The organism is Filimonas zeae (assembly GCF_014641615.1).
Lineage (GTDB): Bacteria > Bacteroidota > Bacteroidia > Chitinophagales > Chitinophagaceae > Filimonas > Filimonas zeae.
Genome location: NZ_BMIB01000009.1, coordinates 59,163 through 76,476, shown reverse-complemented (window position 1 = coordinate 76,476; position 17,314 = coordinate 59,163). Strand labels below are relative to the sequence as shown.

The 17,314-nt window shown below is 46.7% G+C and carries 13 protein-coding genes; 7 read left to right on the top strand and 6 right to left on the bottom strand.

Annotated features, from left to right (window positions below; all coding sequences use genetic code 11):
* Nucleotides 1–1,980, bottom strand: a 1,980-nt coding sequence (locus IEY13_RS29685; RefSeq protein WP_188959405.1) for an Ig-like domain-containing protein, incomplete at its 3' end; no start/stop codon positions are given.
* A 34-nt stretch (nt 1,981–2,014) separates the two neighbouring features.
* On the bottom strand, nt 2,015–5,845 hold the full coding sequence (locus tag IEY13_RS29680) for a beta strand repeat-containing protein (RefSeq protein WP_444542343.1): 3,831 nt from the start codon (nt 5,843–5,845) through the stop codon (nt 2,015–2,017).
* Between the two features lie 1,981 nt (nt 5,846–7,826).
* On the opposite strand from IEY13_RS29680, the gene IEY13_RS29675 reads away from it, so the two are divergent.
* From IEY13_RS29675 to araA, 5 genes are all read left to right on the top strand, one after another.
* On the top strand, nt 7,827–8,726 hold the full coding sequence (locus IEY13_RS29675) for an AraC family transcriptional regulator (RefSeq protein ID WP_188959403.1): 900 nt from the start codon (nt 7,827–7,829) through the stop codon (nt 8,724–8,726).
* Nucleotides 8,701–9,405: an NUDIX hydrolase gene (locus tag IEY13_RS29670; protein ID WP_188959402.1), complete on the top strand. Its 705-nt coding sequence runs from the start codon at nt 8,701–8,703 to the stop codon at nt 9,403–9,405. The genes IEY13_RS29675 and IEY13_RS29670 overlap by 26 nt, the downstream gene beginning before the upstream one ends.
* Before the next feature lie 88 nt (nt 9,406–9,493).
* Nucleotides 9,494–11,176 (top strand): ribulokinase, encoded by a 1,683-nt coding sequence (locus IEY13_RS29665; protein ID WP_188959401.1) that lies wholly within the window; start codon nt 9,494–9,496, stop codon nt 11,174–11,176.
* A 32-nt stretch (nt 11,177–11,208) separates the two neighbouring features.
* Nucleotides 11,209–11,904: an L-ribulose-5-phosphate 4-epimerase gene (locus IEY13_RS29660; RefSeq protein ID WP_188959400.1), complete on the top strand. Its 696-nt coding sequence runs from the start codon at nt 11,209–11,211 to the stop codon at nt 11,902–11,904.
* 39 nt (nt 11,905–11,943) lie between these two features.
* Nucleotides 11,944–13,443 carry an L-arabinose isomerase gene (araA, locus tag IEY13_RS29655; protein ID WP_188959399.1) on the top strand — a complete coding sequence of 500 codons (1,500 nt, stop codon included), beginning with the start codon at nt 11,944–11,946 and terminating at the stop codon, nt 13,441–13,443.
* A gap of 186 nt (nt 13,444–13,629) precedes the next feature.
* Here araA and IEY13_RS29650 read toward each other — a convergent pair whose 3' ends face one another.
* A complete protein-coding gene (locus tag IEY13_RS29650; protein ID WP_188959398.1) occupies nt 13,630–13,842 on the bottom strand; it encodes a YwbE family protein in 213 nt (70 codons plus the stop codon).
* A 181-nt stretch (nt 13,843–14,023) separates the two neighbouring features.
* On the opposite strand from IEY13_RS29650, the gene IEY13_RS29645 reads away from it, so the two are divergent.
* Both IEY13_RS29645 and IEY13_RS29640 read left to right on the top strand, forming a co-directional pair.
* Nucleotides 14,024–14,824 (top strand): HipA family kinase, encoded by an 801-nt coding sequence (locus tag IEY13_RS29645; RefSeq protein ID WP_188959397.1) that lies wholly within the window; start codon nt 14,024–14,026, stop codon nt 14,822–14,824.
* A complete protein-coding gene (locus IEY13_RS29640) occupies nt 14,802–15,185 on the top strand; it encodes a DUF3037 domain-containing protein (RefSeq protein ID WP_188959396.1) in 384 nt (127 codons plus the stop codon). Before IEY13_RS29645 ends, IEY13_RS29640 begins: the two co-directional genes overlap by 23 nt.
* Before the next feature lie 168 nt (nt 15,186–15,353).
* On the opposite strand, the gene IEY13_RS29635 is transcribed toward IEY13_RS29640, so the two are convergent.
* From IEY13_RS29635 to IEY13_RS29625, 3 genes are read right to left on the bottom strand one after another with little or no spacing between them, the layout of a single operon-like run.
* Nucleotides 15,354–15,779: a hypothetical protein gene (locus tag IEY13_RS29635; RefSeq protein WP_188959395.1), complete on the bottom strand. Its 426-nt coding sequence runs from the start codon at nt 15,777–15,779 to the stop codon at nt 15,354–15,356.
* A gap of 37 nt (nt 15,780–15,816) precedes the next feature.
* On the bottom strand, nt 15,817–16,299 hold the full coding sequence (locus IEY13_RS29630) for a hypothetical protein (protein ID WP_188959394.1): 483 nt from the start codon (nt 16,297–16,299) through the stop codon (nt 15,817–15,819).
* A gap of 8 nt (nt 16,300–16,307) precedes the next feature.
* On the bottom strand, nt 16,308–17,207 hold the full coding sequence (locus tag IEY13_RS29625) for a DUF1266 domain-containing protein (RefSeq protein WP_188959393.1): 900 nt from the start codon (nt 17,205–17,207) through the stop codon (nt 16,308–16,310).
* Between the last annotated feature and the right edge of the window lie 107 nt (nt 17,208–17,314).

Genomic DNA, 17,314 nt, shown 5'->3' with positions numbered 1-17,314 from the left:
TGAACCGGTTGTTACAGTATAAGTAATTACTGCATTACCGGCACCGACACCACGAACCAAACCATTATTATCTACAGTGGCTATACCAGTAGCATTGCTGCTCCATACACCAGTTCCACCAGTGGAAGCATTACTCAATGTAATAGTACTAACGGCACATACTTCACGAGGGCCAGCGGTTTTTACCATCTGAGGTNTTACAGCACTGCTGCTCCATACGCCAGTACCACCAGTTGAGCTGTTTGTCAGCGTAACAGCACTTCCGGCACATACCTCACGCAGGCCAACACTCTTCTCCATCTCTGGTAAAGCATTTACCGCTATATGGGCAGTATCCTGGCTCACACAACCTTTGGCGGTGGTTACAGTATAGGTAATCACTGCAGAACCAGCAGCTACACCACGAACTAATCCATTATTATCTACTGTAGCTACACCTACAGCACTGCTGCTCCATACGCCAACACCACCAGTTGAGCCGTTTGTCAGCGTAACAGCACTTCCGGCACATACCTCACGCAAGCCAATACTCTTCTCCATCTCAGGTAAAGCATTTACCAGCACGTGCGCAGTATCCACACTTACACAACCTTTGGCAGTGGTTACAGTGTAAGTAATAACCGCAGAACCAGCAGTTACACCACGAACAACACCATTATTATCTATTGTGGCTATGCCAGTATTACTGCTGCTCCATACGCCAGTACCACCAGTTGAGCCGTTTGTCAGTGTAACAGCACTTCCCGCACACACTTCACGCAGGCCAACACTCTTCTCCATCTCTGGTAAAGCATTTACAGTTATGCGGGCAGTATCCTGGCTTACACAACCAGAACCAGTGGTTACAGTATAAGTAATTACCGCATTACCGGCACCGACACCACGAACTACACCATTATTATCTACAGTAGCTACGCTTACAGCACTGCTGCTCCATACACCAGTTCCACCAGTTGAGCTGTTTGTCAGTGTAACAGCACTTCCGGCACATACCTCACGCAGGCCAACACTCTTCTCCATCTCTGGTAAAGCATTTACAGCTATATGAGCAGTATCCACACTTACACAACCTTTGGCAGTGGTTACAGTATAGGTAATCACTGCGTTACCAGCAGCTACACCACGAACTAATCCATTATTATCTATTGTGGCTACAACAGTATTACTGCTGCTCCATACACCAGTACCGCCAGTTGAGCTGTTTGTCAGCGTAACAGAACTTCCGGCACATACCTCACGCAGGCCAGCACTCTTCTCCATCTCTGGTAAAGCATTTACCAGCACGTGCGCAGTATCGACACTTACACAATCTTTGGCAGTGGTTACAGTGTAAGTAATAACCGCAGAACCAGCAGTTAAACCACGAACAACACCATTATTATCTATTGTGGCTATGCCAGTATTACTGCTGCTCCATACGCCAGTACCACCAGTTGAGCCGTTTGTCAGCGTAACCGTACTTCCGGCACATACCTCACGCGCGCCAATACTTTTCTCCATCTCTGGTAAAGCATTTACAGCTATATGAGCAGTATCCACACTTACACAACCTTTGGCAGTGGTCAGAGTATAGGTAATCACTGCGTTACCAGCAGCTACACCACGAACTAATCCATTATTGTCCACTGTAGCAACACTTACAGCACTGCTGCTCCATACACCGGTTCCATCAGTTGAGCCGTTTGTCAGTGTAACCGTACTTCCGGCACATACCTCACGCGCGCCAGCACTCTTCTCCATCTCTGGTAAAGCATTTACAGCTACGTGAGCAGTATCCACACTTACACAACCTTTGGCAGTGGTTACAGTATAAGTAATTACCGCATTACCGGCACCTACACCACGAACTAATCCATTATTATCCACTGTAGCAACACTTACAGCACTGCTGCTCCATACACCAGTACCACCAGTTGAGCCGTTTGTCAGCGTAACCGTACTTCCGGCACATACCTCACGCAAGCCAATACTCTTCTCCATCTCAGGTAAAGCATTTACAGCTACATGAGCGGTATCAACACTTACACAACCTTTTGCGATTGTTACAGTGTAAGTGATAACCGCAGAACCAGCAGANTAAAGCATTTACAGTTATACGGGCAGTATCCTGGCTTATACAACCAGAACCAGTGGTTACAGTATAACTAACTACTGCATTACCGGCACCGACACCACGAACTACACCATTATTATCAACAGTGGCTGTACCAGCAGCATTACTGCTCCATACACCCGTTCCACCAGTGGAAGCATTACTCAATGTAATAGTACTACCAGCACATACTTCACGAGGGCCAGCGGTCTTCACCATCTGAGGTAAAGCGTTTACAGTTATGCGGGCAGTATCCTGGCTTACACAACCTGAACCAGTGGTTACAGTATAAGTAATCACCACATTACCGGCACCGACACCACGAACTACACCATTATTATCAACAGTGGCAACACCAGTAGCGCTGCTACTCCATACTCCGGTTCCGCCAGCAGTGGCATTACTCAAAGTAATAGCGCTACCAGCACACACCACACGGGAACCAGTGGTCTTCACCATCTGCGGCAAAGCGTTTACCGCTACGCGTGCGGTATCCTGGCTTACGCAACCTTTATCATTAGTTAAAGTATAAGCAATTACAACATTACCTGTATTAACACCACGCACAACTCCGTTATTAGCTACAGTAGCAATGTTTACATCACTACTACTCCAGGCACCGCTTACACCATTAATAGTACTACTATTAGTGAGTGTAATGGTACTACCCACGCAAACCTCTCTGCCACCACTGGTTTTAGACATACCAGGTAAGGCATTTACAACAATATCTGTATAAGTAATATTGCTACAACCTGTATTTTCATCTGTAAAAGAGTACGAGATGCGATAATTGCCTGCTGCACTTGCGCCCAGGTTTATCTCGCCTGTTGTACTGTTCAGCGATAAACCGCTTGTTGAACTATAGCTACCGTTCGTATTTCCCGTACGGGTTACACTAACCCTTCCGGTTGCACAGAAAGGAGATCCGCTGTAAGAGATAGTGGCAGTTGGCAGGGCGTTTACCGTAACATTACGTGTAGTGGTTCTGGTACATCCATTGCTAACTACTGTATAAGTTATAGTTGCTGTACCTGTTGCTATCCCTCTTACATTACCCGTGGCATCTACCGTAGCAGTGTTAATATTATCACTACTCCAGCTACCGCCTGCTGTTGAGTTACTTAGCAACACATAACTATTAACACATACACTTGCTACAGCTGGGGTAATAGCAGGCACTACAGGCAGCGCCCTAACCACTACACTTGTAGTGGTGCTGCTGGTACAGCCTGATGTATTTAAAGTATAAGTAATAGTATAAGTACCTGCAGTACTTGCAGCAAGATTAATCTCACCCGTACTGCTGCTGATGGAAAGGCCCGAGGCCGCGCTAAAAGTACCTCCGGCAGTTCCTGTTACGGTTGGCAGGGCTGTACCGGTTGCACAGAAAGGTGATCCGGAGTAGGAAATAGTTGCGCTGGGGGCCTGACTTATTGTTATGGTTTTAGTAGCGCTGGAAGTACAGGAGCCATTGGTTACGGAGTAATAAATAGTAACCTGGCCAGATGCATTGGCTGCTGCTGTTACGCCACCGTTAGAAGTAACAGTAGCCATACTATTGTCGCTGCTGCTCCATGTTCCACTATTACCCGTACTGGATAACTGAATAAATCCGCCGGCACAAACAGCATTGCCTCCATTGATTGTTCCAACATTGGATGATGGTTCGTTTACATACACATTCGTTTGAACACTTCTGCTACAACCTCCGTTGCTATAGGTATAGGTGATAACTGCGTGTCCTATTCCTCCTCCGGCTGTTACCAAGCCAGTTGTAGGATGTATAGAAGCTATATTGCTGTTTGTTCCACTCCATGTACCTCCTGCAGGGTTTCCGGTTAAAGTGGTAGTAGCATATTTACATAAATTAACGTTACCGCTAATAGCACTTACAACAGGAATAGCATTTACAGTTACTTCCCGTGAAGTGGTAGATAAACAGCCATTGTCGTTAGCATTGAAATTAATATTAACAGTACCGGGGTTGTTACCGGTTACCTGCCCATTTGAATTCACAGCCGCAATGGAAGCATCATCAGAGCTCCACGTACCCCCGTAATTACTGTTACTGGTTAACCAGATATTATCTCCCACACAAAAAGAAGTATTATTGTTGGTAGTAATAGCCCGGGTATTCATATCACCCACTCTTATAGTAACAGTTCTGAAGTTGTTACCACAAGCTGCTGTATACCTAACCTCTGCCTGGCCACGGCCCCGGGCAGTTACCAAACCATTGGCATCAACAGTGGCTATATTACTATTGGTATTAGTCCAGATGCCTCCCGGAACGGAATTGCTTAATTGAGAAGTGGATCCCACACACAAATCTGTAACACCGGTTATTGCACCCACGGTAGAGGCATTTACAGTAACGGTGGTGGTAGCCACATCGATACATCCACTGTTATTTATTGTATAAGAGATAGTAGTCTCTCCAACGGCAACGCCGGTTACCCTCCCACTTGTATTTACCGTAGCAATGGAAGTATTGCCCGAACTCCAGCTACCACCACTGGATGGGCTGGGTATGGTAGTATTGCTGCCCACACACACTTCGTAATCACGGGTAAACGAACCTGCATCCGGCATTCTTCTTACCGTAATATTTGTAGTGGCTGATCTGGTACACGAGCCATTGCCATATACGTAACTGATAGTTACAGTTCTTGAATTAGTAGTAGTACTGCCAGTACTAATTCCGGTAACCACTCCATTGGCATCTACAGTGGCATAACTATTATTATTACTGCTCCAGGTTCCATCAGGGGTAGCATGGCTCAGCTGTATTGTATTGCCCTCACACACAGCGTTAACCGGTGCACTTATAGAAGAAGTTGCAGGATACCCAATTATAGTAACATTGGTTGTTGCAGTACTGGTACACGAGTTAGCTGTTACTGTATACGTAATTTCGTAATCGCCGGGTGAACTGTTACCCAGATTTATCTGGCCTGAAGTGGCATTAATGCTTAAGCCGGTGGTAGAAGTATATCTTCCCCCGGAAGCTCCTGTTCTGGTTACATTGGTAGTTCCGGTAGCACAGAAGCTGGGCGACGAATAAGAAATGCTGGCGGCAGGTAACGGGTTTACCGTTACACTTCTTGTACCAGAACCGGTACAGCCATTGGCGTCAGAAACATTTAAAGCATACGTATAAGTGCCGGATGCGGTGGGCGTAGCACTGGTACTTAAGGTTGAACTATTGTTTAATCCGGCATCGGTTGAACTGGCACTCCACGAATAACTTAACGGGGCCGTTCCCGAACTTGCCGTTGCGGTAAGGTTCACATCATTTCCTATACAAACAGGTGATGATGCTGTAACGGACGCTGTAGGCGCAACAATCACCTGAACAACGGTACTGGTGTTTGCTTTACAACCTACAGAACTGGTTACTTCATACCTTACCGTAGCCGAACCGGTATTGTTACCTGTAAGTACGCCCGTAGAAGAGTTGATGGAGGCTACGTTAGTACCCGAAGTAATTGTCCATACCCCTCCCGGTGCAGAGTTTAAAAATGTATAGTTGGTTCCCCGGCAAAGTTTCAACCGGTCAGCATTCCCTTCAATAGTATTGTCGTCAATAGTTCCTGTAAGCGGACTAATAGAAATATCATCCAGGGCAAGGTCATTACCTCCCCCACCATTCGCATTGTTTTTCAGGTAAACGTCATGTGTAGTACTGCTGGCGGTAAAATTAAATGTATACCTGGTCCAGCCTGAACTGGTAACGTTACCGGTACTCATGCTTGACTTAATAGTACCATCAATATCAGCCACCGCTGCCGTTACGTTAGGTAACAACCCGGCGGTCGGGCTCAGGTTGGCCACATAAAACGTCATTATATACGGCTGCCCAATCTCCAGGTTTACCAGTCGTTTTCTGTAAAATTCGTCTGGCTGGTAGCTGGCATTCACAATCATAAAATTACCCGTACCTGTGGTATGATCTGTAAGGGTTGAATTCTCCCATCCGCCTGTGCTTTTCTGGATAGAATAATAACCATCCTCCAATCGCGTACGATTCAGGTAGTGATAAGAGGTTACATTGGAAGGCACTGATGCACCCGTGCCAAAATCTTCTACAGACGATTCTGTACAGTTCTTGGCAATAGACAGCGAAATAAGCTTATTCTCATACAACACCACATGCACCACTTCGCCGGAAGCTACGTTTGTAGTAACCGTTTTATTGGCAACGCTATAGGTTGAATTATTGGTAGGATCGTACACATCTACCCCGCCCAAATCCCATGTAGCTACATTAGGTACGTTTAGTGTATAAGTTCCGGCCGCAACAGGTATTAATATAGAGTTATCTGCATAGCTGGTTCTCACGCGTTCGTCATCAATCCACAATCCGTTAGAAGGAACACGGGTAAAGATAGACCCCGCCGTGTTGGCAATCGTCTGATTGCTCCATACCTGACCACCAGCGCCCCCGGTACATCTGTTAAAAGAAGTTCCCCGGGTAGCATCCGTACTCCAGGAAGTACCGACATTATTATATCTGTAACCATTGGAATACACGTTGCCATTATCGTCAAAACAAACATCTGTTGAATTAGGTCTGCCAATAGTATATGCCAGGCCAAGCCCAAAAGCTACTTTGTAAGCATTGGCATCGCCGGAATTATAGTAAACAATAGTACCATCAGAAGGCAAAATATCTAATGCAGTAGCAGTACCTGTAATAGAACGGTTATTCCATGCATCTGTATAGGAAGCAGGATTGGTTGATTGGTTGGTGTAAATAGTGCCGTTTTCACGTGCTATGGCAATACGCCCGTTGCCGTAACTAATATCAACTGCCCTTGAATTGTTAGTACCCGAACCCGTAAAAGCATAAATCAATTGTGAAGACGTCCCATTGTAGTAGTATGCATTTCCATCCCAGTTTACATATACGCAGGTTCCAGGCCCGGCGCCATCAATAGCTCTTACAGATCCTGTTGCTGTAATTGCCTGCCACTGGCTGCTGGCCGCCCGTCTGCGATATATCCTCGCATTGTCCATTACCACCCACAATTCACCATCGCCTCCGCCGGGTACAGCAGCAGATACGCCATGCCCAACACCCAGGTCGGTAACCGAACCTAAGATAGCCGGCTGGTCGTTCAGTGAAAACGAGGGAATAGTTGTGCTCCCTCCCGTAATTGTAAACGGGAAGTCGACAGAAGACTCTTCATTCAGAGCCCTCAGATGCACGTAAATGTAACCATTGGTTTGCCCTATGGCATCACCAGCTACACAAAACAATACGAATACAGGCATAATAAACCTGTATAAGAAACGGGTTAGGATATTCAGCAACATACAACAGGGGGTTCAACGCAGAGCCCTGTGCCTGTGCATACAATGGGGTATGATGGGTTTAAGGGTCGTACGTGTGTGCGCAAATATAGAAGCGCACTCAACAGTCGCCTAATAATGAATCAGTTAAAGAATATTTTAAATCGTAATCATAACACGAATATTCCAGCATTTTTCTTCTTATACAATAATATCAATATATCCTAACTACTATATTTCACTACATTACAAGAACACTGATTTAATTTAATTAATATGTACGACCAACATATTACAAATCCCCTTATTTAAGGCCCGGATACCCCATGGCAGAATGCTCATCCCACCCTTTACCTGTTTCATCCCAGAACGGAATAATTCAGCTTATTTGGCACATTCTTCCTACTTTTAAGCCGTATACAGTACATTCAGTTGAATGAGACCACAGCTTTTAAAAGTTCCCCGCGGCTTGCCACAGCATTCGTTCAGCGTGCGTAGAGACGTTGTGCCCGACATCAACAACCGCTGGCACTACCATCCTGAAATAGAACTGATCCATTTCCGGAAAGGGGCAGGTACACAATTTGTCGGAGACAGCATTACCCGGTTTAAAGCGGGAGATCTGATACTAATAGGCGCCAATCTGCCTCATTACTGGCGGTTTGATAATGAATATTTTACAGAGAACGGGCCTTTACACCCTGATTCTAGGGTAGCACACTTCAGAGAGGATTTTTGGGGCCCCGGATTCCTTGATTTGCCGGAAAATGTGAAGATTAAGGGTTTATTGGAACAGGCTGGCCGGGGACTACAAATCAACGGAGCCACCCGGGAAAAGGTGGTTGTTTTACTGGAGCAACTGTTGGAAGCGGAAGGCACTACCCGTCTTATTCTGCTTTTACAGGCTTTGTTGACCATTGCTGAGGAAGAACAGATTCAACCTTTATCCTCTATCGGCTTTAAACACCAGGCAGAATCTTCCGAGAACGAGCGGATCAATAATATCTACGACTTCTCTCTCAAACACTTTCACCGGAAAATTAATCTGGAGGAAGTAGCAGCGGTGGCCAATATCAGCCCCCACTCCTTCTGCCGTTACTTTAAATCACGCACCCGCAAAACCTACTCACAGTTTCTGATTGAAATACGGGTAGGCCATGCCTGCAAACTGCTGATCGAAAACAACCGGAGTATAAAACAACTCTGTTACGAAAGCGGTTTTAATAACTTTACCAGTTTCCACAAGTACTTTAAGAAAATAACCGGCAAAAGTCCGCTGGCTTATCAAAAAGAATTTATTACTTTTCAACATGACAAATCATTCCAGGCAAAATAAATTACTGGTAGCGGTTGATTGCATCATTTTTGGATTTGACGGCCAGGAGCTGAAATTACTGCTTATTAAGAGAGGATTTGAACCCGAAAAAGGACGCTGGAGCCTCATGGGCGGTTTTGTACAGCCCAAAGAGAGCTTTGAAGACGCCGCCACCCGTGTTTTAAAACAGCTAACTGGTCTGGAAGATGTATATATGGAACAGCTATACGCATTCAGTAATCCTGACCGCGACCCAACAGACCGTATTGCTTCCATAGCCTATTTCAGCCTCATTGATATTAATAAATACCAGCAGCAACTGAGCGACGAATTCCATGCAGAGTGGTTTCAACTGGCAAAAACGCCGTCCCTGATATTTGACCACCGGGATATGATAGATATGGCGCGGGAAAAACTGCAGTACAAAGCAGCCATCCACCCTATTCTGTTTGAATTGCTGCCCGACAAATTCACCCTTCCACAGTTGCAGAGTCTGTACGAAGGCGTGTATGATGCAGTACTGGACAAACGAAACTTCAGCAGAAAGGTACTTTCTACCGGATTATTGGTTAAACAAAAGGAAAAAGAGAAAGAAACCTCTAAAAAGGGCGCCTTTTACTTTAAACTGGACAAGAAGAAGTACCAGAAGAAGTTCAACGCCTTTCTGAATTTCATTCCCAATCCGCATAACCTGAAATAAGGGGTTAACAAGTAAATAACAAACCGTACGCGGAATAGATTTTTTTATCTAACATTGCAAGTGTTACTTTGACACTATTATTCGCTGTATGAAACAGGAAACCTTTGTAATCGGCGTAGACTACGGAACAGATTCCGTAAGATCTATTTTAGTAAATGCGGCTGACGGACAGGAAATCGCTTCCGCTGTATTCTACTACCCCCGTTGGAAAGAAGGCCGTTATTGTGCCCCCCAGACCAACCAGTTCAGACAACACCCCCTCGACTACGTTGAAGGGTTGGAACAAACCATCAAGAGCTGTTTATCACAGGCCGGAGCGGCTGTGGCAGCCAATGTAAAAGCTATTTCGGTAGATACCACAGGGTCTACTCCTGTTGCAGTAGACAAAACAGGTACGCCTCTGGCACTGTTACCGGAATTTGCCGAGAACCCGAACGCTATGTTCATTCTGTGGAAAGACCACACATCTGTGAAGGAAGCGGCTGAAATCAACGCGCATGCGGAGAAGTTCCAGCCTAACTATCTTCAATTTGTGGGTGGTATCTATTCTTCAGAGTGGTTCTGGGCTAAACTGCTGCACATTTCCCGCGTAGATGAAAAAATCCGTAACGCTGCCTACTCCTGGGTAGAACATTGCGACTGGATTCCGTTTCTGCTTACCGGCGGTAACGATGTAAATGCCCTACGCCGCGGCGTTTGTGCTGCCGGCCACAAAGCTTTATGGGCTAAAGAATTTAACGGATTACCTCCGGAAGATTTCTTCACAGCACTGGATCCATTGCTGAAAGGCGTTACTGAAAGACTGTTTACAGAAACCTATACTTCCGATAAGGCTGCCGGCACTATCAGTGCAGAATGGTCCGCTAAACTGGGCCTTCCTGCTGATGTGGTGATTGGCGTAGGCGCATTTGACTGTCACATGGGTGCAGTAGGCGGCCAGATTGAGCCTTACCACCTGAGTAAGGTAATGGGTACTTCTACCTGCGACATGCTGGTAGCGCCTATTGAAGAAATCAAAGACACGCTGGTAAAAGGCATCTGCGGTCAGGTTCCTGGTTCTATTATTCCGGGAATGCTGGGTCTGGAAGCTGGTCAGAGTGCTTTTGGTGATGCTTATGCCTGGTTTAAGAACGTACTGGCATGGCCTGTACAGCAGATCATTGGTCAGTCCGCCTTACTGGACGCCCAGACTAAAGAACAACTGATTCAGGAAACACTCAACAATATCATTCCTGTATTAAGCCAGCAGGCTGCTGCGCTGGACTGGAATGAGAACAGCGAACTGGCGGTAGACTGGTTAAACGGCAGAAGAACTCCTGATGCTAACCAACTGCTGAAAGGTGCTGTAGCAGGTTTAAACCTGGGTACCAGTGCCCCACGTATCTTCCGCGCTATTGTAGAAGCAACCTGTTTTGGTGCAAAAGCTATTGCGGATCGCTTTGTAGAACAAGGCGTACCTGTAAAAGGGCTGATTGGTATGGGTGGTGTGGCTAAAAAATCTCCGTTCATTATGCAAATGATGGCAGATGTTATGAGCATGCCTATCCGTATTCATAAATCTGAGCAAACCTGCGCACTGGGTGCAGCTATGTTTGCTGCTACTGCTGCCGGTGTTTATAACAAGGTAGAAGAAGCTATGGACGCAATGGGCCAGGGCTTTGATGCAGAATACCATCCTAACGCTGCACAGGCTGCTCTGTACGCTAAGCGTTATGAGAAGTACAAGGCATTAGGCTTCTTTGTTGAAACCAAACTGACCGCAGCAGAATAGTTATTCCACCAGAAGAAACAAAAATTACCAAAATGAGCTATCAGGATATACAGGAAGCTGCTTACGAAGCCAACATGCAACTGCCCAAACTGGGTCTGGTGCTGTTTACCTTTGGTAACGTAAGCGCTGCCGACAGAAGCAAAGGCGTTTTTGCTATTAAACCCAGCGGTGTACCGTATGATCAGTTGTCACCAGACAAAATGGTGATTGTTGACTTTGACGGCAAAACCGTTGAAGGCAAGCTCCGCCCGTCTTCTGACACTTTAACCCATGCTGTATTATACAAGCATTGGGAAAAGATTGGCGGTATTGTACACACCCACTCTACCTATGCTACCGCATGGGCACAGAGCCAGCGCGATATTCCTATTTTCGGTACCACACACGCCGATCATAATACGGTAGATATTCCCTGCGCACCGCCAATGAGCGATGAAATGATTCAGGGCGATTACGAATACCAGACCGGCTTTCAGATTATGAATGCGTTGAAAGACCGCAACCTGAGCTACGAGGATATTGAAATGATTCTCGTAGGTAACCACGCTCCTTTCACCTGGGGTAAAACGCCTGATAAAGCGGTATACAACAGTGCTGTACTGGAGAACGTGGCCCAAATGGCACTGCTTACCGAGCAGATTAATCCCAAGGCTCCACGCCTGAAAGATGCGCTGATCAGGAAGCACTACGAACGTAAACATGGCCCACACTCCTACTACGGACAATAAACTACTTACATCAATACCATTCTAAAAATTGCAACTAATATGATTGATCTGAAAAAGCTGGAAGTATGGTTTGTAACCGGCAGCCAGCATTTATACGGAGAGGAAACGCTGAAACAAGTGGCTGCTCACTCACAGGTGATCGCTACTGCATTAAACAACGCTTCTCAAATACCGGTAACGATTGTTTTTAAGCCTACTGTTAAAAGTACTGAAGAGATTTACAACATATGTGCTGAAGCGAATGCCAACCGCAACGTGATTGGTATCATCGCATGGATGCACACTTTCTCACCCGCTAAAATGTGGATCAATGGCCTGAAGATTCTTCAGAAACCATTGCTGCACCTGCACACGCAGTTTAACCGCGATATTCCATGGGGTGAAATTGACATGGACTTCATGAATCTGAACCAAAGCGCGCATGGCGACAGAGAGTTTGGTTTTATCGTAAGCCGTATGCGCCGCAATCGTAAGGTAGTGGTAGGCCATTGGGAAGATACTGAGGTACTGTCTACCATTGGTGGCTGGACCCGCGTAGCTGCCGGCTGGCACGACTGGCAGGGCGCACGCTTTGTACGCTTTGGCGACAACATGCGTTTTGTAGCCGTAACGGACGGAGACAAAGTAGAAGCAGAATACAAATTCGGTTTCTCTGTTAACACCTATGGCATTGGCGATCTGGTGAAGGTGGTAGACGCTATCAGCGATGCTGAAGTGGATAAACTGATCCAGGAATACGAAGGCAAATACAAACTGGCTTCTTCTATTACCAAAGACGGCGCACAGCGTCAGTCCCTGAAAGATGCAGCCCGTATTGAGCTGGGGCTGAAAGCATTCCTGGAAGACGGCAACTTTAAAGGTTTCACAGATACATTTGAAGACCTGCATGGCATGATACAGCTGCCAGGTATTGCTGCACAGCGTCTGATGGGTGCTGGTTATGGCTTTGCCGGTGAAGGCGACTGGAAAACAGTAGCACTGGTACGCGCCATGAAAGTAATGGGTCATGGTTTGAAAGGTGGTAACTCCTTCATGGAAGATTATACCTACCATTTCGATCCGGCTAACCCAATGGTACTGGGTTCACACATGCTGGAAATCTGTGAATCTATTGCAGATGGTCAGGCGTCTTGTGAAATTCACCCGCTGGGTATTGGCGGTAAAGCAGATCCGGTACGTTTGGTGTTTAACTCTGCTGCGGGCCCTGCTCTGAACGCTTCACTGATTGATATGGGCAACCGTTTCCGCCTGCTGGTGAATGAGGTAGAAGCTGTTAAGCCTGCACAGGAACTGCCTAAACTGCCTGTTGCACGTGCCTTCTGGAAGCCTTATCCGGATATGAAAACCGGTCTGGCAGCATGGATACTGGCAGGTGGTGCACACCACACCGGTTACAGCCAGAACCTGACTTCAGAAAATCTGGAAGACTTTGCAGATATCGCAAACATTGAATTTACACTCATTGGTAAAGATACCAAGCTGTCTCAGTTCAAAAACGAACTGCGTTGGAGCGAGGTTTACTACCAGGTGAAAGGATAATAGTAACGCTTTTACAAAGCAGAAAGAGGATATACCGGCAACGGCTATATCCTCTTTTCGTTTATAAGCATCTACTTTTTTGTGCTTTACACTAAAAACATCCACACGCAATATGCTGCTTTCAGGAAGAACCTCTGCTTATCTGTTTGACAATAGCAGAAACATGATGCAACCTGTGCGGCATAATTAATCCTCGTCCGGTAATATGGGGTCAATTTCTATTACCCTTCCTACCTGGTCATCTTCCAAACGTACTTTGATACCACGGGTATGATAAGCTGCAGAAGTTAGCAGGTCTTTCACCACACCATAGGTTCTTTTACCGCTGCGCTGGTCCTTTTTGAGAATAATAGCCACTTCCAATCCCGGGTAAATATCTTTTCTGTACTGACCGTCCATATTAACAGGTTTATTCTGAAGAAGAAACAGGCAAAAGTAAATAAACCTGAAAGTCATCAGCAGAAAACGGGTGAAAACATTCCTGTCAACAGTATCCCATGAATTTACAGGAAGCCGTGAACATAACTTCCAGGCAGATGTTCACGGCTTAAACACCACCGGATATCCTATTTTTGCGGGCATGAGCGATTACCAACCACAACTCAGAACCGTAAGTGTGATGCGCTACATCACTCCCCTGCGGGAAGGCGGCTCTATGCCGGCCCTTGCTGAGGCGGATGATGACTTTACCTATGTACTCAAGTTCCGGGGTGCGGGCCAGGGCTTAAAAGCGCTGATTGCGGAACTGATTGGCGGGGAGATAGCCCGTTTGCTGGGGCTGAAGATGCCGGAGATTGTATTTGCCACGCTGGATGAGGCATTTGGCCGTACAGAAGGCGACGAGGAAATACAAGACTTGCTGAAGGCCAGCGAGGGGTTAAATCTGGCGGTGCATTACCTGCAGGGTTCTATTACGTTTGACCCAACGGTAACAATGGTTCCTGCACTGCTGGCATCGCAGATTGTGTGGCTGGATTGTTTGCTGATGAACGTAGACCGTACGGCACGTAATACCAATATGCTGCTTTGGCATAAAGAGTTGTGGCTGATAGATCATGGGGCGTGTTTGTACTTCCACCATTCGTGGCAGAACTGGGAAGAGCAGGCTACACGGCCTTTTACGCTGGTGAAAGACCATGTGCTGCTGGCACAGGCCTCAGAACTGGAGACGGTTGATGCTGCTTTTAAACAGGTGCTTACTGAGGACCGTATCCGCACCATCACAGCGCTGATACCGGATGAGTGGCTTACAACCACCGAATCTCCTTTTGAAACAGCAGCGGCACACCGCGAAGCGTATACACACTTTTTAATCACACGTTTAGCCCATACGGCCAACTTAGTAAAAGCAGCACAGGATGCAAGAAAAGCACTTATATGAGTATGCCATTCTTCGCGTGGTGCCCAGGGTGGAGCGTGAAGAATTTATGAATGTGGGCGTGGTATTATTGTGCGCCAGACAGCGGTTTTTAAAGGTGCTGTACAGGCTGGACGAACAGCGGTTGCTGGCGCTTTGTCCGCAGTTAGACATTGCGGAATTGCAGACTTATTTACAGGCGTTTGAGCGCATCTGCGCGGGAGCACCAGGTAGCGGCACTATTGGCAAGTTTACTATAGCAGAGCGCTTCCGCTGGCTTACGGCAACCAGAAGTACAGTTTTACAAAGCTCTAAGGTGCATCCGGGTTTTTGTAGTCAGCCTGAGCTTATGCTGGAAAGGCTTTTTGCACAGCAGGTATTGTAAATGTCACCAATTATCAATGGCAATAACCTGGCCTCAGCAACTTACATGATATAAAACAAACACTGCCACCACAAGGGCAGCAGTGTTGTTTATCGGCTCATGTTCTGTTTCCTGCATTTGGTATTTCTACCAACAGATACCTAAGCGAAAAGGGGTTATGGTTAAGAATTACATGGATTTCATAAACTCAGTAAAAGCCGCGGCTTCCTGCTTCTGTTCTACCGGCAGCATGTAGGCCGCGGTTAACATTTTGGGTACGGATGGCATTACGGTAAGTTTATATTTGGGCAGGTTCTCTGCCTGTATTACGTAGCGTTGCTGAAAGTCTTTTTTTACAGACTGCTTATTGCTCTGCGTAATAAACTGCGGAGCATCCAGTTGCTCAAGGTCGCTGTTTATTTCCAGTATAACCATATCCTTCTGTGAAGGGCGGAAGCCAACAATATAGTTGTGTACAATCTGCTTCTGAAAAATGATATAGTTTTTGGTTTGCAGATAGGTGGCGTATACCGTCTGATAGGTGGCAGATTCGGGTACGGCACGGCTGAACAGGCTGTTCAGTTGTATTTTTATTTCTTCGCTTTTCTGTGACATATAGATTGGTTTTTACGAGTGAATAATTATAGTATGGTTAGTACAATCTTTTTTTTTCGCGGAACGAGTCCTGTATCATGTTCTCCAGCAGTGGCAGCACTCCAGCCTCGTAGCGGGCGCGGTTTCTACGGCCAAAGCGGTACCAGGTGCTTATGCGGATGCGTTTGCCGTTACGCCCGGTTACCATATAGCAGGTGCCGTAAACGCCTTTAGATACCGGTGCAATGGAGTCAATGTGCTCAAACCGTATTTCCATGCGGTTTATCAGCCGCAGCCTGCTGTAATGTATGGCTGCGGTGGCGGTATCGAACACGATGCACCAGTCAGACCATAACAGTATTATACAGGCAGCCAGCAGTAAGCCGGGCGCCAGCCATAGCAGCGGCCCCTTCAGCAAGGGCGCTGCAAACATTAGCATAATGGCCGGTATAGTTATTCCCACCGCAAGCTTTTGCAACCATTTGTCGGGGTGAATAATTACCCGGTCTGCCAGCGTGTATCTGTTGTTCCGCTGCGACATACGGTTTATTAAAGGTTCCAGGGTAATAACACGCGGGGGCTTTCCGGGTGCGTCAATAGTAAGTCCATTCCTTTGCGGAAGGCTTTGAAAGCCTCTTCATCCACCCCATTCCATACGCAGCGTGCAAACTGATAGGCTACTGATAACTGTTTCCATGAGGTGTAGCTGGCTTTTATAGCAGGCACACAGCTCATAATGGTGTCCAGTGCTTCGTGGTATTCCATATAACCGGCGTCGTAACCAGCACGGCTGAGATTAATAATGCGGGCGTAATCCCAAATCAGCGAATCGGGTTGTTCGCCGGGGGCTATCAGCCCTTCTTCGCGGAACAATTCCAGTGCATCTCGCATGTTGCGCAGGCGCTCAATGACTGTTTCCTCCTCTTCTTCAGACCGGGCGGCAAAGGAGCGCAGAAACTCTTTGGCTTCTTTTACCGATACAGTGTTAAGGGCCTGGCAAATGGTATCGTATTGCAGGCGGTGTCCCTCCTCTTTCAGCCAGCTGATGGTTTCCTGTAATTCCTCGCTGCTGTCGATATCCCACCAGTCGCTCAGCAGTTCGCGGCACATTTGTTTTCCCAGCCCGGTGGGTACGTCATTCAGGTACTGTTGGTTAGCAACGGCCACATCAGCTCCGCAGGCAATAGCCCACTTCTCCGCATTGGTTAAAGCAGAGGACGGATTGAGTACAATAGAAGGTTCGGGTGATTCAGCTGCCGCACCGGCCGCAAATACGTTTCCAAAAGCGGCAGCCATAGTCTCCTGCTGATCTTTCATTTGAGAAGCCCAGTTATTGGCTACATCTACATATTGGGTCATCTGCTTGCGGTACATTTCAATCATGTCTTCGTTGAAGCCCATATTGCGCAACTGTTGCAGGTATTGTTCGGTGGCGTTTCCCTGGTTCATTGGCCTGTTATTTAGTGCAAATTAGTACCGCAGTAAAAGGGATTTGAGGCGGGTATATATCCGCTGGCAGTTTTCTGAAATCCGTAGTGGTTTTCTGTAAATCCGTA

Bases quoted from the DNA above. Each gene is read 5' to 3' on its own strand.
- IEY13_RS29675 (WP_188959403.1), top strand. From the start codon at position 7,827: ATGAGACCACAGCTTTTAAAAGTTCCCCGCGGCTTGCCACAGCATTCG.
- IEY13_RS29670 (WP_188959402.1), top strand. From the start codon at position 8,701: ATGACAAATCATTCCAGGCAAAATAAATTACTGGTAGCGGTTGATTGC.
- IEY13_RS29665 (WP_188959401.1), top strand. From the start codon at position 9,494: ATGAAACAGGAAACCTTTGTAATCGGCGTAGACTACGGAACAGATTCC.
- IEY13_RS29660 (WP_188959400.1), top strand. From the start codon at position 11,209: ATGAGCTATCAGGATATACAGGAAGCTGCTTACGAAGCCAACATGCAA.
- araA (WP_188959399.1), top strand. From the start codon at position 11,944: ATGATTGATCTGAAAAAGCTGGAAGTATGGTTTGTAACCGGCAGCCAG.
- IEY13_RS29650 (WP_188959398.1), bottom strand. From the start codon at position 13,842: ATGGACGGTCAGTACAGAAAAGATATTTACCCGGGATTGGAAGTGGCT.
- IEY13_RS29645 (WP_188959397.1), top strand. From the start codon at position 14,024: ATGAGCGATTACCAACCACAACTCAGAACCGTAAGTGTGATGCGCTAC.
- IEY13_RS29640 (WP_188959396.1), top strand. From the start codon at position 14,802: ATGCAAGAAAAGCACTTATATGAGTATGCCATTCTTCGCGTGGTGCCC.
- IEY13_RS29635 (WP_188959395.1), bottom strand. From the start codon at position 15,779: ATGTCACAGAAAAGCGAAGAAATAAAAATACAACTGAACAGCCTGTTC.
- IEY13_RS29630 (WP_188959394.1), bottom strand. From the start codon at position 16,299: ATGTCGCAGCGGAACAACAGATACACGCTGGCAGACCGGGTAATTATT.
- IEY13_RS29625 (WP_188959393.1), bottom strand. From the start codon at position 17,207: ATGAACCAGGGAAACGCCACCGAACAATACCTGCAACAGTTGCGCAAT.